This is a genomic window from Flavonifractor sp. AGMB03687 (assembly GCF_017811815.1).
Classification (GTDB): domain Bacteria; phylum Bacillota; class Clostridia; order Oscillospirales; family Oscillospiraceae; genus Flavonifractor.
The window spans coordinates 102235-118206 of record NZ_JADKZI010000004.1 but is presented as its reverse complement, the minus strand read 5'-3'; the positions used below and the strand labels follow the sequence as shown (position 1 = coordinate 118206).

The following is a 15972-nucleotide window of genomic DNA, read 5'->3' as shown; positions in this document are numbered from 1 at the left end:
AGAAAAATGACTGTGCTAAACTAAAGAGGATAAGACGGGCGGTTTGACTCCGGGAAGGACGGCGGACAGCATGATACAGACACTGCGGGGCGAGGTGGAGACGGGGATCCGGGAGCTAGAGATCTATCCCTTTATCGCCACCCACTACGAGGCGGGGCGTATTCCCCTGTGCCGGGCAGAGGCGGGGGACTGCATCGCCGACGCAGGCGGCAGCGGCTGCCATATCATCTATCTGCTGCGGGGGGATGTGAAGATTTTCAGCATCTCCTATAACGGCAGGCGGATGCTGCTGGACCAGGTGGGCCGGGGGGAGTTCTCCGGGCACATCAGCAAGCTGCGGGGGTTTAACTTCGACTCCACCATCCTGGCCCGCACCGAGTGTCTGTACCTGGAGTTCTCCGATCCGCTCTTTCAGGAGCTGATGGGCGACCCAACTTTCGCCCTGCTCTTTTACCGGTGTACCAGCAAGCGGACCTACCACATGTATCGCAAGACCCTGAGCCTCAACCTCTTCTCCCTGGAGGAGAACGCCGCTTTCTATTTTCTGCGGGGCGGCGGAGACCTGGTGTCGGCCACTCTGGAGACCATGAGCGAGGAGATCGGCATGAGCCGCCGGAGCTTATGCTACATTCTCAAGCGGTGGCGGCAGGCCGGGCTGCTGGAGCCCAAAGGGCGGGGCTACCGCATCCGGGACCGGCAGGCCCTGGAGCGGATGACCGAGGGCATCCGGCTCTTTTACGACTCGGTGAGCGGCACCGGGTCCATCCAGTGAGGAGTCAGAATGAAATGAACGAAGAAAAGCAGCGGCTGCGCCGGATCCCGGCCCGCCTGGTGATGCTGCTGGTGGGCTTTGGCGTCATGGCCTTTGGGGTGGCCTTTTCCATCAAAGGGGCCCTGGGCACCTCGCCTATCTCCAGCGTGCCCTATGTGACCAGCTATATCTCCGGCCTGTCGGTGGGTACCACCACTATTATCATGAATGGCATTTTTGTGCTGCTTCAAATTCTTATCCTGCGGCGGCGGTACCAGTGGGTGCAGCTGCTCCAGTTCCCGGCGGCCATTGTGTTCGGCCTGTTCATCGACGGGGCGGGCGTGGTGCTCCAGGGGATCCATTACAGCAACTACCTCCAGCAGTGGGTGCTGTGCGCCATCGGTATCGTGTTGGTGGGCCTGGGGGTGAGCATCGAGGTCACCGCCCGGCTGGTCACCACCGCCGGCGAGGGCGTGGTGCTGGCCATCTGCCAGGTGGCGCCGGTGAAGTTCGGCAACATGAAGGTGATCTTTGACGTGACCCTGGTGTGTATCTCCATCGTCACCGGGCTGGTCTTCCTGGGCCGCCTGGAGGGGGTGCGGGAGGGTACCGTTGCCGCCGCCATCTGCGTGGGCCTGCTGGCCAAGGCGTTCAGCAAGCCCCTGGCCAAATTTGAAAAGGCTTTTTTGTGCTGAAGAACGGACAGAGCGCCCTTCCGCGTAATGCGGAAGGGCGCTCTGCGTTTGAGAAGGAAGAAAGAGGTGGCATTTATGGATTTTGCCCTGCCTGCTCCTGCCGGATCTCGGCCAGCTTGACCATCCGGACCCCGGCGATCAGCAGGGCGGCGGACAGACAGGCCGCGGCCAGGATGAAGCCCTCCTGGATGGAGAAGAGGAAGTGATCCACCAGCATAACGGTGAGGATGAGCACGCAGCCCATGCCCTGCAGGCGCTGTCCCTGGCGTTTGCTCATATCTGTACGCTCCTTTCTGAAAAAACGATCAGGAAATACCCATGAAGGTCAGGATCACCCGCATGACCACCAGGGAGATGGCGGCGTCCAGCAGGGGGATGACCAGCAGCAGGGGGTGCCATTTCTTGTTGCTGTCGGTGACCAGCACGATGCGGGCATAGTGGCCGATGAGGGTGCCCATCAGGATACAGGCGGGCAGCAGCATGGAGGCCTGGCCCAGAGTCAGGGTACCGGCGGCATACATGGTGGCGGCGGTGGCGCAGCCGGAGGCCTTGGCGAAGAAGGCGGAGATGAGGACCGCGAAGGCCTCACCGGGCAGACCGAACAGGCCCATGACGGGTGCGAAGACGGTGCCCAGCAGGTCCATCAGGCCGGTGGCCTGGAGGATGTACACCAGGGTGTAGCCCAGGATCATGGCGGGGGTGATATTTTCAATGCCGACCTTGAAGCCACGGACACAGCCCTTCAGGAAGGTGTCCACCACGGAGGTCTTTTTGACGGGGGCGGCGGCGGCAACGGCGGTTTTTTCGCTCATTTCAGATTACTCCTTTCCTGCGCGCTTCTTGGACCGGAAGAAGAGGATCAGACGGACCACGTTGGCGCCGATCAGCTTGCAGAAGAACTCGATGACGATGACAGCGCCCAGGCTGACAGGGCAGATGGCCAGCAGCGGTGCGCCGCCGGTGATGGTGTTGTTGATACAGGCCGAACCGGCGTACTGGTAAGCCACGAAGATGGTGCGCTCGTCGTCGGTGATGCTGCCGCTCTCATACAGGTCCCGGGTCATGACGGCGGCCACATCGGAGCCGGTGAAGCTGCTGATGAAGGCTACGCCGGTGGAGCCGGGGATGCCCAGCAGGGGGCGCAGCAGGGGGCGGAACAGGATATCGGAGGCCTTGAAGGCGCCCAGCTGCTCAAAAACGCCCAGCAGGCCGCAGAAGAGCATGACGGCGGGGATCAGGTTCAGACCGGCCATGAAGCCGTCCTTGGCGCCCGAGCCGCCTGAGCCGATGAAGTTGGCGCCGGTGTCGCCGATGGTGCCGAAGGCGCCGCTCAGGTTGGTGAAGTCCAGTACCTTCAGCGGGGTGTCGCTGGTACGGAAGACGCCGGACAGGATGACGATCAGGACGACCAGCGCGATCCATGCGCCGATCCCGACCTTTTCTTTCTTGGGGGCTTGTGCTGTGGTTTGACTCATGTCGTTCCCTCCTTGTGTTCTCTCTGGTTCATCGGCACAGGAGCGCCGTTATCCAGCAAAGCTGTCCTGCAGGGTGGCGGCGGCGCAGGCGGCCAGCACGCAGCGGCTGTACAGGGACTCCACCTGAGCGCACTCGGTGGGGGTGTGGTTGCCCTCGCCCTTGACGCCCATACCGCACACGGTGGGCACACCGCTGGAGACGGTGAGGCCGGAGTCGGACAGGCCGCCCACCCGGCAGGAGGTGATGGGGCCGTAGCCGCAGTCCAGGGCGGTCTGCTTCAGGTGCTCAAACAGAGCGGTGACGCCGGGGGTGGTGTCCATGCACTCCATCAGGCGGCTGGTGTCCAGTTCGGACCAGGTGTCGGCCACGGTGTTGTTGGCGGCAGCCTGCTCCAGAGCGGCGATGAGCTCGTCCTTCTGGGCGGTGGTGTTGAAGCGCAGACCAATCTGCACCACGCACTGATCGGGGATGGTGTTCTCACCAATGCCGCCGGTGATCTTGCCGCAGTTGAGCAGGCGGCCGGCCTCCAGGTCGTTGCAGGCCTCCAGCTCCACCACCTTGCGGGCGGCCTCCAGAATGGCGGAGCGGCCCTTCTCCGGGGCGTTGCCCGAGTGGGCGGACACGCCGTGGACGGTGAGACGCACCGGTCCGCCGCCCTTGCGGCCCACCACGAAGCTGTCATCCAGGAAGCCGGTCTCAAAGTTGAAGGCGGCCAGAGCGCCCTGGGCCTCCTGCTGGAGCACCTGCTTTGCGTTGGAGAACATGTGCAGGTTCTCCTCGTCACCGGCAAAGACGCACTTGATGGGGCGCTCCTTCCAGCCGGCGGCGGCCAGAGCACGGATGGCAAACAGGCCGATGACCAGGCCGGGCTTCATGTCCAGCACGCCGGGGCCGTGGGCAAAGCCTTCCTCGTCCACCCGGAAGGGGTTTTTTGCCACGGTGCCGTCGGGGAATACCGTGTCCATGTGGCCCAGGAAGATGAGGGGAGCCTTGTCACTCTCCCAGTTCCACTCGCCCACCAGCACACCGGCGGCGTTATCTACCGGCAGCACCTTGGTGCGCATGCCGGTGGCCTCCATCTCCCGGCGGAGGATGTCGGTGACGGCGGCTACGCCCTCCAAGTTGCGGGAGCCGCTCTCGGTGTTGACCAGCTCCTCCCACAGCTTGAGCATGGCCTCGTGCTGGCCGTCGATGTACGTGTGAATGGTTTCAAAAATCGGTTCCATTTCAATGACCTCCTTGTGTTGGATCACAGCAGGCGCACCGCAACACCGGCCAGGATGACCGAGGCGATGGTGACGGTGACAAAGCCCGCCATCAGCATTTTAGGCAGCAGATAGTTGAGAATCGCGGTCTTCTCTTCCTGGGTGGTGCCCACAGCCTCGGCCACCTCCTGGGGGATGAGCATGGTGGTGGGGAAGCCGAAGGTGCAGCTGATGCCCAGGGACACCGCCAGGCCGAAGGGCAGGCGGAGGAGCTTGCCGCACACAAAACCCACGACCACCGTGCCGGCCACGCCGCCCACCGCCGCGATGAGCAGGGGGCCGATGACCGATACCACCTGGGCGGGGGTGGTGGTAGCCAGGTTGGAGAAGATGAGGATGGTGACAAAGAAGGTGATGAGTCCGGAAGACTGGGTCTTGTTCAGGATGTTCTTGTCCAGGAAGCCTAGGGCGAAGAAGAGGGCGCCCATCACCAGGCACATGACAAAGTAGTGGATGACGCCGCCGGTGAGGACGGAGGCGTAGTGGGCGACCACCGCCACCAGGCCCAGCTTGGCCAGGTAGACCGAGGGCCGGGCGAAGAGGGGAGGCAGTTGGAGGGGACGGCGGTGGCCGCCGGAGGAAGAACTCTGGGTCTCAGTCTGGCTGCCGTACTGGGCCACCAGCTCGGGCCGCTGGATGAACTGCCGGGCGGTGCGCCGCAGCAGCAGAGAGGCGATGGGTACGCCGATGAATTTCTGAGTCACATAGAGCGCGATGCAGAAGGTGCTGGCCAGAGCCAGTCCTTTCTCATTGAGAGCCGTGGTCATGATGAGGGTGGCGGCGCTGCCGCCGGCGAAGATGGGGGCGCTGGACAGGGCCATCTGGGGTCCCATGGTGGGGATGCCCACCAGGATGATGACCAGCACCGCGCCGCACACGCACAGGAAGGCGGTGACCACCACACGCCACTGCTGCTTGAGCTCCTGGAAGTCGATGGTGGTGCCCAGGGATACGATGAGCAGTCCCGCGATCACGTTGCCGAAGCCGGTGATCTGTGCATCCTCGATGATGGTGGCGGGAAGCAGTCCGCTCCAGAAGCCGGCCAACAACAGGATGGCCATACTGAGAACAGAGGAGAAAATGGCCTTTGTCTTTTGGGCGATGAGTTCGCCCGCGGCGTAAATACACAGTAAAACCGCCAGTGCAGCAACAGCGATCATGCACGGCACCTCCTTACGGGTGCAAGAATAGCGGTTTTAGCTATAAATGTCTAAGCTGAAAAAATTATAGCTGAGTTATAACCAGACGGAATGGCACTTTCCTACAACTGGACTGGGTGGTTTTTTGTGAGAATCCAACAAGAAGAATGCAAAAAAATCCACCTCCGACCGGATTGGTCAGAGGTGGATTTCCAATAACTAGTAAATATTCGTCAATTTATACAATTAAACGGGATAAAGTTTTTCTAACTCTCCCACGAAGGCCTGGGCCTCCCGGCTGAGCAATTCCCGCTTGCGCTGGATCCAGCCCACGTTGATCTGGACCTTGCAGTTGCGGATGGGGATGGTGCGGATGCCGTAGCGGGCGAAGTCGGGGGCGCTGAGGCCGGGGCCAAAGCGGAATACATCCGTACTTTGGAGCAGGGAGAGAATGGCGGCGGAGTCGCTGACATAGACCACCCGGGTGAACCGGTTGAGGGGTATGCCGTCAATCTCCAGGTAGAAGGTCAGGTTGGAGAAGTAGTCGTCGGGAAGCCGGACAAAGGGGTAGTCCAGCAGCTCGGTCATGGTGACCTCCTCCCGGTCGTACAGGGGGTGGTTGGGGCCCACGTTAACGTACCAGGTGTCGGTGCCCAGAGGATTGAATTTCAGGTTCTTATAATTGAGGGTGTGGCGCAGCTCCTTGACCTGTACGTTGTTGCTCATGATGAAGCCGATCTCGGCCTCGCTGTTTTCCACCCGCTCAATGACCCGCTGAATGCGGCACTCCAGCATTTTCAGGCTGATATTCTCGTCCCGGTGGTCCAGGTAGAACTGGCTCACCAGCCGCCCCATGGTCAGGATGGGGTAGGAGGCGATGGACAGCAGCCGGGGCGGCTCCTTGGGGGCCATGTTGTTGATGAGCTCGATCTGGTTGAGGATGGTGCGGGCGTACTGATAGAGCTTCTTGCCCTCTTCGGTGAGGGCCACGCCCTTGTTGGTGCGCAGGAAGATCTCCACATTGAGTTCCGCCTCCAGATTGCTGATGGCTTTGCTCAGATTGGGCTGGGTGACGAAGAGGGCCTCGGCGGCCTTGTTAATGCTGCCTCGCTCGGCGATCTCCACGAAATAGGTCAACTGCTGCAGCTGCATAGCGGCTCCTTTCCCCCTCTGCCGTTGTGATGCCTAGGCAGAGAAGCTTATTTTGACATTTTAGTATCTGCCTTGGGGGATGTCAATAAAAAGAAAAAAGGCGCGCCGCACACTGCGGCGCGCCCGGTGGTTGCGAATTAGTTGACAAACAGGGAAGCGCGCTTTTTAAAGTAGAGGTTGTTGACCAATATCATCACCACGGAGAGGATGGTATTGGTGGCGTACTGATTGATCGTATCGGAGGAGAGGAACCAGTCGCCTACGATAGCGGTGGCCAGAAGCAGATAAAGCAGGGAGACCACGGTGCTGGCCGCATAGAGCATCAGCAGGGAGCGGGGGCCGCTGCGCTGGAAGTGAGCCAGCCGCTGGCGGACCACGATATCAAACACAGCCAGAGCGATCATGGCAATGCCGATGATCAGGTCCACGATCCGCAAACCGCCGAATACCAGATAGACCAGCTCACGCCCGTCGCCGTAAATCAGGCCGGTCACCAGGCCGAGGCCGGAGAGGGCGTTGAGAACGCAGGAGGCGAACAGAGCGAAGTAGATCAAAAACTTGTACCAGCGCATGGAGTAGCCACCGAAATTGGGGGTATTTTTCGGGGTATAGTAGCCGCCGGTGGGCTGATAGCCGCTGGTGGGTGGGGGCGTGATGGGGGTGTAGTTGGGGTAGCTGCCCGGCTGGCTGGGAGGTACTTCCTGGGCGGAATCCAGGCGTTTTCCGCAGTTGGGGCAGAACACACTGTCCTCTGCCGCTTGATGGCCGCAATGCTTACAGAACATGATATGACCTCCTGTCCCTCACGAAATCGTCCCACATTGGGACTGTTATCATTTTAAACAATTTGACGAACTTTGTAAATAGGTGGGGAATAGGTTTTCGGAACGGGGGGAGGGGAGAATGAGCGTTGCCACGGCTGAGCGGCTGCGGTATAATAACCACAAGATAAACAGCGGTACAATAAATCTGTATCGAACGGGGAGGAAGGGCTATGAAGCTGGAACTGGTCCAGGGGGATATCACCACCCTGAAGGTGGACGCTATTGCCAACGCTGCCAACAGCACCCTGCTGGGCGGCGGGGGCGTGGACGGTTGCATCCACCGGGCGGCGGGGCCGGAGTTATTGGCCGAGTGCCGCACCCTGGGCGGCTGCCCTACCGGGGAGGCCAAAATCACGGGGGGATATCATCTGCCCAGCAAGTATGTGATCCATACCGTGGGCCCCGTGTGGCACGGCGGCAGCCACGGCGAGCGGGAAGCCCTCGTCAGCTGCTACCGCAACAGCCTGGCTTTGGCCAAGGAGCATGGCTGCGAAACGGTGGCCTTCCCTCTCATCTCCGCCGGGGTGTACGGCTATCCCAAGGAGGAGGCCCTGGAGGTGGCCATCACCAGCATCCGCAAGTTCGCCGGGGCGGACATGACGGTCTATCTGGTGGCCTATGACGCCCCCACCTTCCGGCTGGCACAGCAGGTGCTGGCCCGCCTGGACCAGGGCTGAAAAGTGACCTGGACCCGGTCGGAAAAGCGGCCACCACCCGGTCGGAAAACCGACCTGGACCCGGCCGGAAAAGCGACCCCTAACAACCTAAGGGAACAACAAGAGAGAACAACCTTTTGAACGAAGGACCACGAGAAAGCAGGAGAAGAAAAGACATGGCCAACATCATTGAGATCACCGACTATTCCGACCCTCAGCTGGACTGCTACGCCCGGCTCACCGAGGCCCAGCTGCGCAACCGGCTGGAGCCGGAGAAAGGCATCTTCATCGCCGAGAGCCCCAAGGTGATCCTGCGGGCCCTGGACGCCGGGTATGAGCCCCTGTCCCTGCTGATGGAGCGCAAGAAGATCGACGGCCCCGCCAAGGAGGTGGTGGCCCGGTGCGGCGACCTGCCCCTTTACACCGCCGACCGGGCGGTGCTGGAGGGCCTCACCGGCTATGAGGTGACCCGGGGCGTGCTGTGTGCCATGCGGCGGCCGGTGCTGCCCACGGTGGAGGAGCTGTGTGCCAACGCCCGGCGGGTGGCGGTGCTGGAGGGCATCGTGGACTCCACCAATGTGGGAGCTATCTTCCGCTCCGCCGCCGCCCTCCATATGGATGCGGTGCTGGTCACCCCCACCTGCTGCGACCCCCTGTACCGCCGGGCGGCCCGGGTGAGCATGGGCACTGTGTTCCAGATCCCCTGGACCCGCATTGGGGACGATCCCTCCCAGTGGCCCCAGCCGGGGCTGAGCCGCCTCAACGCCCTGGGCTTCAAGACGGTGGCCATGGCCCTCAGCGATACCGCCATCAGCATTGAGGACCCCCGGCTGCGGCAGGAGGACAAGCTGGCCATCGTGCTGGGCACCGAGGGAGACGGCCTGTCCGACCATACCATCGCCGCCTGTGACTACACCGTGTGCATCCCCATGTCCCACGGGGTGGACTCCCTCAACGTGGCGGCGGCCAGCGCCGTGGCCTTCTGGGAGCTGCGGGCCCGGTAAGAAATAAAAACGCCTGTGACCATCGGTCACAGGCGTTTTTTGAAGTGTCGATCCTTCAAGATGAGCCCTTTACCAGTTCTTTACCAATTCCTCAAAATGGTCGGATAGAATGCAGAGGGGGAAAAGAGTATCCTCCTATTAAAATGTGACGGTATTTTAATGAGGAGGGATATGGTGTGACTTCCTTCCGGCTGAAGCTGATAGCTCTGATTCTCATGGTCATAGACCATTTAGGGTATTTCTGGTATGACTTTTTCCCTATATGGTTCCGGTGGCTGGGCAGAGCGTCCGCCCCGATTTTTTTCTTTTGTATGGTCCACAGCTTCGATAAGACCAGTTCCCAACGCAGGTTTTTGCTGCGATTATATCTCTTCGGGCTTGGTATGGCGGCGGTCAGTACCCTGCTGATGTGTCTCGGTTATGTATGCATCGGAGACGGCGTTGCCAGCCTGGATGTGCGGTCGTTTTGTATCTTCAACACACTATTTGTGATCGCATTCATCATCCGTATCCTGAACATCAAGAATGTGAGGAAGAAGATGGTCCTGCTGGTTTGCTTCCTGTTGTGGCAGGTTGTGTGGTCGATCTTCCTTACCTATGCTGCGGCTTATCCGATACCTGGGCTGGAGCGGACTCAGTCTGGAATATTGGCCCTGTTTGTGCCGCTGCTTGCTTGCGCTACAGGTAATGTGCTGTGGGCCGAAGGTTCGATCGTCTATGTATTGTTTGACGTTCTGCTGTACCGGGCAAAGGAGAGCAGACGCAAGCTGATTCTTGTTTTTGCAGGATTCTCCCTGTTTTATTTCATATGCAGCCTGACAGACTGGAGCATGTATGCGGAAGCAGCCGTGGCAAACACAGTGCGGCTGCTGACGGGATCGGAGCTGTGGATGGAGCTGACCTACAATGCTCTTTATGCCGCTCAGCTGATCTTCACGGGGCAGGGGATCGAGTCGTTATTTTTCCAGGATTTCAATTGGATGATGTTAGGTGCGCATCCCCTTGTCCTGGCCTATAACGGCCAGCGGGGACGGCCCGTCAAGTACGGGTTTTATTGGTTCTATCCACTCCACATCTATCTGCTTTGGCTGCTGCGTCTGCTGACAAAATACGGCTAGATCCGGTGACCCTCCAGCACAAACTGCCCCATGCCCAGGGCGGTGGGGAGGGAGAAGGGCTTTACTGTGCCGTCGTCAAAGCGGACGGTGATCCGGTCCCCGTCCCGGGTGAGGAGCAGGCCGGAGCCGTAGCGGGCGTGGCGTACCCGGGTGCCGGGGATGTAGTCCTTGGCGGCAGCGGTGAGCCGGGCGGACAGGACCGCCGGATCGGGACTCTTCCGGGCGGGCGCCTTTTTCTTCTCCGGGGCCTCCTTCGGAGGGAAGAGGAAGGAGGAGAAGGTGGAGGCCAGCTCCGGGCGGCGGAAGGTCATGACCCACAGCTCGTGTCGGGCCCGGGTCATGCCCACGTAGAAGAGCCGCCGCTCCTCCTCCCGCTGGCTGATCTCCTCCTCGGTCTCGTCCTCCTTGGGGGTGGGGGGCAGCTTGGGCAGCAGACCGTCGGCCACGTCCATCAGAATCACCCGGTCGTACTCCAGACCCTTGCTGGAGTGGATGGTGGACAGGATGAAGGAGCGGTCCGGATGGGTGGAGCCACGGCGCACCACCTCCTCCAGCTCCTCCAGCCGGTTGAGTAGCCCGGCGGGGGTGGGCTCGTTGGCCCCCAGGGCCTCCAGAATGGCCAGCTTGCTGTTGTCCGCCCCTCGATCCTCCAGGTAGGCCCCGTAGCCCATGAAGTGGACAATGCGGTACACCGCCTTGCCCGCCCCCTCCTCCAGCAGGTTGTTCATGTGAGTCTGAAGGGCTTTACACTGCTTGCGGCTCCAGGGGGAGAGGGTTGAACAGCCCGCCAGATATTCCAGCAGGGTCTCCCCAGTGGGGGAGCACTGATTGACTGCCTCCTGGGCGGCGGCACGGCTGATGCCCGCCCCCAGCTTGTAGTAGAGGTCCAGGAACAGATCCCCGTTCCAGGGATTCTGGGCCAGCCGGATGATGTTGGTCACGTCCCGCACCACCCGGTGGGTGAAAAAGCCGCTGTCCACCTGACGGCAGCGGTATGGGGTGCCGGCGCGCTCCAGCAGGTCCATGAGAGGGAGGGCGCTGTCGTTGTCCCGGTAGAGCACCGCCGTCTCTTTGTCGCAGTTTTCCGCCACCTTGGCCAGATACTGATATTGCCGCTGCCGGTCGTATACCTCCACCTGCCGAATGGCGGGGCCGTCGCCCCCGGCGGCATGCATGGTCTTGGGGCGGCGTTGGGTGTTGAGCCGGATGAATTTGTCCGCCGCTGCCACGATTTGGCGGGTGGAGCGGTAATTCTGCTCCAACAGCAGTACCCGGGCGCCGGGGTAGGTGTTCTCAAAGGAGTGGAGGGCCTGGGGACAGGCGGCCCGGAAGCTGTAGATGCTCTGATCCTCGTCGCCTACCATGAAGAGCTGGACCTGGTCCCCCGCCAGCAGGCGGATGATGGCGTGCTGGATCTGGGAGGTGTCCTGGGCCTCGTCCACGCACAGGTAGGGGTAGCGCCCCTGCCACTCCTGAAGGATCTGGGGGTAGCGCCGTAAAATCTGCCAGGCGTAGCCCAGCTGGTCGTCGTAGTCCATGAGCCGCCGCTGCCGCAGAGCCTGGTTATAGGCCTTGTAGACGGCGGGGAACTCCACGCCCTCCACCTCCACCTCGTTCAGGTCGGTCTGGCCGGGGAGCCGGTTTTTCACGTAGGTGATGGCGGTCTGAATGGCCTTGATGGTGGCCTCCGGGGCGTATTCTTGGGTGAGATTGCGGCAGATCTCCCCGATGAGGGCGGCCTGCCGGCCGGTGTCGTCCAGCAGATCGAAGGCCTTCTGGCCCACCAGCTGTTCGCACCGGCGGATGATGGAGGAGCACACCCCATTGATGGTGCGGAAGGCCAGCTTTTCCGCCAGCTCCGGGCCGAAGAGGGCGGCAAAGCGCTGGCGCATATCCCGGGCGGCGGAGACGGTGTAGGTCATGGTGAGGATGCGCCGGGGGTCCACCCCCAGCCCCAGCACCAGGTAGCCGATGCGGCTCACCAGCACAGTGGTCTTGCCACTGCCGGGCACCGCCAGCAGTAGCACCGGGCCGTCCACGGCCTGGACAGCGGCCTCCTGCTGGGGATCCAGACAGAGGCCGTAGGTCTGTTTGAATTGGGCGAAGGTCATAGCGGTTTCTCCTGTGGCAGGTAAGGGATTTCCACGAAAAATGGCCGCCATCGGCGGCCATTTTTACGCGATAACAGGGGTACTCAGGGCTGGGAGATTCCGCCCTTGCCCATGGCGTGCTCCTTGATCTTCTGAAAGGTCTCCTCGCTGAGATCGTGCTCGATCTTGCAGGCGTCGGCGGCGGCCACCTCGGGGCTCACCCCCAGGAAGGTAAAGAACTGGGTGAGCAGCTGATGGCGCTCGTAGATGCGGCGGGCGATCTCCTCCCCGGCAGGGAGCAGGGAGATGAGCCCGTCCTTGTCCATCTCGATATAGCCGCTCTCCCGCAGCTTCTTCATGGCCACGCTGACGCTGGGCTTGGAGAAATGGAGCTCATTGGCGATGTCGATGGAGCGGACCATGCCGTGCCGCTCCCGGAGGCTGAGAATGGCCTCCAGATAGTTTTCCGAAGATTCGTAAATATTCATCCTAAGATCCTTCCCATCTGTGCCTTTTCTATAAGATTAGCACAGAAGCCTTTATTTGGCAAGGCGCGTCAGATGCCGTTTCCGTCGTTCCACTTCCAGTTTCGGATCTCGGGCATGTCCTGGCCGTAGGCGGTGATGTACTGCCGGTGCTCCACCAGCTTGTCCTTCATCAGCTGGATGAGGAAAGCGCCCCGGTTGCCCAGCTGGGGCAGGCGCTTGACGGTGTCGATGACCAGGTCGAAGCGGTCGATGTTGTTCTGCACCCGCATGTCGAAGGGGGTGGTGAGGCCGCCCTCCTCCTTGTAGCCCCGGACGTGGAGGTTCTTGTTGTGCCGCCGGTAGGTCAGCTCGTGGACCAGGGTGGCGTAGCCGTGGAAGGCGAAGATGATGGGCTTGTCCCGGGTGAAGAGCACATCGTAGTCCTCGTCAGTAAGTCCGTGGGGGTGCTCCGTGTGGGGCTGCAGCTTCATCAGGTCCACCACGTTGACCACCCGCACCTTCAGCTCGGGCAGGTAGCGCCGCAGAATGGTGACGGCGGCCAGGGTCTCCAGGGTGGGCGTCTCGCCGCAGCAGGCCAGCACCGCGTCGGGCTCGGCTCCCTGGTCGTTAGAGGCCCACTGCCAGATGCCGATGCCGTGGGTGCAGTGCTTGATGGCCTCGTCCATAGTGAGCCACTGGGGCCGGGGGTGCTTGGAGGTCACCATCACGTTGATGTAGTTGCGGCTTTTGATGCAGTGATCGAAGCAGGACAGCAGGCAGTTGGCGTCGGGGGGCAGATAGAGCCGCACCACGTCGGCCTTTTTGTTGGCCACATGGTCCAGGAAGCCCGGGTCCTGGTGGGTGAAGCCGTTCTGGTCCTGCTGCCACACGTTGGAGGAGAGGACGTAGTTGAGGGAAGCGATGTCCTGCCGCCAGGGCAGACCGCCCGCTACCTTGAGCCACTTGGCGTACTGGCTCACCATGGAGTCTACGATGCGGATGAAGGCCTCGTAGCTGTTGAGGAAGCCATGGCGGCCGGTGAGCAGGTAGCCCTCCAGCCAGCCCTGGCACATATGCTCGGACAGCATGCCGTCCAGGATGCGGCCGCTGGAGGACAGCCCCTCGTCGGAGGACAGCAGGTCGGCGTTCCACCGGCGGTCGCTGGCCTCCAGGGCAGCCCACAGCTTGTTGCTCATGGTCTCGTCAGGGGAGAAGATGCGGAAGTTTTTGGCCTTCTGGTTGAGCTTAAGCACGTCCTTGACGTACTTGCCCAGCTCGGCCATGTCCTCCGCCTCGGTCTCGCCGGGGGCGGGGACGGTGACGGCGTATTTGGAGAAGTCGGGGGTGCGCAGATCCCGCAGCAGCAGGCCGCCGTTGGCGTGGGGGTTGGAGCCCATCCGCCGGATGCCCTGGGGAGCCATGGCCCGCAGCATGGCCGACGGGGCCCCCGTCTCGTCAAAGAGCTCCTCGGGGTGGTAGCTGCGCAGCCACTCCTCCAGCAGGGGAAGCTGCTCGGGATGGGCCTCGTCCACTGCCAGGGGCAGCTGGTGGACCCGGCTGGTGCCCTCCAGGGCAATGCCATCCACCTCCCTGGGGCAGGTCCAGCCCTTGGGGGAGCGGAAGACCACCATGGGCCACCGGGGCCGCTCGGTCTCCCCGAAGGAGCGGGCGCCCTCCTGGATGCGCTGGATCTCACGCACCGCCCAGTCCAGGGCGGCCGCCATCTTCTGGTGCATCTGGGCAGGGTCGTCCCCCTCCACGAACCGGGGGGTCCAGCCGCAGCCCTTGAAGAAGTCCTCCACCTCCTCAGAGGAGATGCGGGCGAAGAGGGAGGGGGTGGCGTTCTTGTAGCCGTTCAGATGGAGGATGGGGAGCACCGCGCCGTCCCCCACCGGGTCCAGGAACTTGTTGCCGTGCCAGGCAGCGGCCAGGGGTGCGGTCTCCGCCTCGCCGTCGCCCACCACGCAGGCGGCGATGAGGGAGGGGTTGTCCATAACCGCGCCGAAGGCGTGGGCAAGGGAGTAGCCCAGCTCGCCGCCCTCGTTGATGGAGCCGGGGGTGTCGGGGGCGCAGTGGCTGCCCACGCCGCCGGGGAAGGAGAACTGATGGAACAGCTTGCGCATGCCCTCCTCATCCTGGCTCACGTTGGGGTAGATCTCGCTGTAGGTGCCCTCCAGGTAGGTCTGGGCCAGCACGGCGGCTCCGCCGTGGCCGGGGCCGCAGACGTAGATCATGTTCAGATCGTACTTGGTGATCACCCGGTTGAGGTGGGTGTAGATGAAATTCTGCCCCGGCACGGTGCCCCAGTGTCCCACCGGGGCATGCTTCAGATGCTCCGGCTTCAGGGGCGTGCGGAGCAGGGGATTGTCCTTTAAGTAGAGCTGGCCGGCGGCCAGATAGTTGGAGGCCCGCCACCAGGCGTCCAGTTTCCGCAGGGCGTCGGGGCTGAGAGGACCCTTTTTGGACATGCGGGCCGAGGTTTTTACGGTGACCTTGGTGCGTGGTCCGGAGGATTTTGCCAAAGGGATGCACTCCTTTTCAGAAAACTTCCTGCTGCCGGGGAAGGGGAGAAGATGGAGAAAGGGAACCGCGTCGGTTCCCTTTCCCATACCCGTTCCGGCGCGGGCGTCTTATTTCTCGTTCAGGGGCAGGGGCTCGGGCGCGGGAGGCGCGAACTCAGAGATGCAGTCCTGAGAGAGCTTATGCAGATGCTCGTCCTGGGTGTCGAAGTGGGAGGACAGCTGCTCCACCATCTGGCGCAGCTTGTCCAGCTCCTGGGTGGTGCGGGAGACCGCGCCCTCCATGTCGGTGCGCAGCAGGTCGTAGCCAGCCTGCACCTTGTGGAGCCACTGGGCCACCTCGGTGTGGGCCCGGCGGACCTTTTCCTCCGCCGCCTGCTGTACTTCCTGGGCCCGGCAGTGGGCCTCCAGCTCGATGCCGGCGGTGCGGTCCTTCACCTGCTCATAGGCCGCGGCGGCGGGCTCGGCCTGGGCCAGACGGGCCTGGGCCTGGGCCAGCTGGGCGGCGGCCTGCTCCAGCTGGGCCTTCTGGTTGTCCGCACCGGAGCGCAGGCTCTCCGCTTCCTTGCGGGCCTGGTCCAGCCGGGCGGTCAGCTCCTCCTTCTCCCGGGTCAGGGCCTGGACCTGCTCGCGGGCCTCTTTGGCCTGAGCCGCCAGCTCCTCCTTCTCCCGGGCCAGCTCATCCCGCTCCCGCTGGAGCTGTTCCAGCTTTTCCACGTGGGCCTGGTTGGAGGATTCAATATAACTCAGCACATCCTGCTTCTGAAAGCCGCCGAAGGTGGCGGTGCGAAACTGAAGCTCTGTGGCGCTCATGAC

At 62.3% G+C, this 15972-nt stretch carries 15 protein-coding genes and 1 pseudogene; 5 read left to right on the top strand and 11 right to left on the bottom strand.

Features of this window, described 5'->3' with window-relative positions:
• The first annotated feature begins 70 nt into the window (after positions 1 to 70).
• The gene (locus J9789_RS09700) at positions 71 to 772 is read left to right on the top strand and encodes a Crp/Fnr family transcriptional regulator (RefSeq protein ID WP_209344864.1); all 702 of its coding nucleotides are present in this window, start codon (positions 71 to 73) and stop codon (positions 770 to 772) included.
• Positions 773 to 786: 14 nt separating this feature from the next.
• Positions 787 to 1446, top strand: a complete 660-nt coding sequence (locus tag J9789_RS09695; RefSeq protein WP_209344862.1) for a DUF6198 family protein — start codon at positions 787 to 789, stop codon at positions 1444 to 1446.
• A gap of 73 nt (positions 1447 to 1519) precedes the next feature.
• Here the strand turns inward: J9789_RS09695 and J9789_RS09690 are convergent, their stop codons facing one another.
• The 7 genes from J9789_RS09690 to J9789_RS09660 all read right to left on the bottom strand — a co-directional run bounded on the left by J9789_RS09690 (position 1520) and on the right by J9789_RS09660 (position 7263).
• Positions 1520 to 1723: a hypothetical protein gene (locus J9789_RS09690; RefSeq protein ID WP_209344860.1), complete on the bottom strand. Its 204-nt coding sequence runs from the start codon at positions 1721 to 1723 to the stop codon at positions 1520 to 1522.
• A 28-nt stretch (positions 1724 to 1751) separates the two neighbouring features.
• Complete coding sequence (locus tag J9789_RS09685) at positions 1752 to 2258, bottom strand: nucleoside recognition domain-containing protein (RefSeq protein WP_209344859.1); 507 nt, start codon at positions 2256 to 2258, stop codon at positions 1752 to 1754.
• 6 nt (positions 2259 to 2264) lie between these two features.
• On the bottom strand, positions 2265 to 2921 hold the full coding sequence (locus J9789_RS09680; RefSeq protein ID WP_209344857.1) for a nucleoside recognition domain-containing protein: 657 nt from the start codon (positions 2919 to 2921) through the stop codon (positions 2265 to 2267).
• Positions 2922 to 2969: 48 nt separating this feature from the next.
• Entirely contained in the window at positions 2970 to 4148 is a 1179-nt protein-coding gene (locus J9789_RS09675; RefSeq protein WP_209344855.1) for a M20 family metallopeptidase, read from the bottom strand.
• Between the two features lie 23 nt (positions 4149 to 4171).
• Positions 4172 to 5347: a hypothetical protein gene (locus tag J9789_RS09670; RefSeq protein WP_209344853.1), complete on the bottom strand. Its 1176-nt coding sequence runs from the start codon at positions 5345 to 5347 to the stop codon at positions 4172 to 4174.
• Between the two features lie 225 nt (positions 5348 to 5572).
• A complete protein-coding gene (locus J9789_RS09665) occupies positions 5573 to 6478 on the bottom strand; it encodes a LysR family transcriptional regulator (RefSeq protein ID WP_209344851.1) in 906 nt (301 codons plus the stop codon).
• A gap of 137 nt (positions 6479 to 6615) precedes the next feature.
• Complete coding sequence (locus J9789_RS09660; RefSeq protein ID WP_209344849.1) at positions 6616 to 7263, bottom strand: zinc ribbon domain-containing protein; 648 nt, start codon at positions 7261 to 7263, stop codon at positions 6616 to 6618.
• Positions 7264 to 7472: 209 nt separating this feature from the next.
• Here J9789_RS09660 and J9789_RS09655 point away from each other — a divergent pair.
• The 3 genes and pseudogenes from J9789_RS09655 to J9789_RS09645 all read left to right on the top strand — a co-directional run.
• Positions 7473 to 7967: pseudogene (locus J9789_RS09655) on the top strand (O-acetyl-ADP-ribose deacetylase); the annotation flags it as partial.
• A gap of 167 nt (positions 7968 to 8134) precedes the next feature.
• Positions 8135 to 8962 carry an RNA methyltransferase gene (locus J9789_RS09650; protein ID WP_209344844.1) on the top strand — a complete coding sequence of 276 codons (828 nt, stop codon included), beginning with the start codon at positions 8135 to 8137 and terminating at the stop codon, positions 8960 to 8962.
• A gap of 176 nt (positions 8963 to 9138) precedes the next feature.
• Positions 9139 to 10080 (top strand): TraX family protein, encoded by a 942-nt coding sequence (locus tag J9789_RS09645; RefSeq protein ID WP_209344842.1) that lies wholly within the window; start codon positions 9139 to 9141, stop codon positions 10078 to 10080.
• On the opposite strand, the gene J9789_RS09640 is transcribed toward J9789_RS09645, so the two are convergent.
• The 4 genes from J9789_RS09640 to J9789_RS09625 all read right to left on the bottom strand — a co-directional run bounded on the left by J9789_RS09640 (position 10077) and on the right by J9789_RS09625 (position 15969).
• Positions 10077 to 12191, bottom strand: a complete 2115-nt coding sequence (locus tag J9789_RS09640; protein ID WP_209344840.1) for an ATP-dependent helicase — start codon at positions 12189 to 12191, stop codon at positions 10077 to 10079. The genes J9789_RS09645 and J9789_RS09640 overlap by 4 nt on opposite strands.
• A gap of 83 nt (positions 12192 to 12274) precedes the next feature.
• Positions 12275 to 12658, bottom strand: coding sequence for a metal-dependent transcriptional regulator (locus J9789_RS09635; RefSeq protein WP_209344838.1), 384 nt, complete (start codon positions 12656 to 12658; stop codon positions 12275 to 12277).
• A gap of 68 nt (positions 12659 to 12726) precedes the next feature.
• Positions 12727 to 15105 carry a phosphoketolase family protein gene (locus J9789_RS09630; RefSeq protein WP_209345489.1) on the bottom strand — a complete coding sequence of 793 codons (2379 nt, stop codon included), beginning with the start codon at positions 15103 to 15105 and terminating at the stop codon, positions 12727 to 12729.
• A 162-nt stretch (positions 15106 to 15267) separates the two neighbouring features.
• A complete protein-coding gene (locus tag J9789_RS09625) occupies positions 15268 to 15969 on the bottom strand; it encodes a hypothetical protein (protein ID WP_209344836.1) in 702 nt (233 codons plus the stop codon).
• Positions 15970 to 15972: the final 3 nt, after the last annotated feature.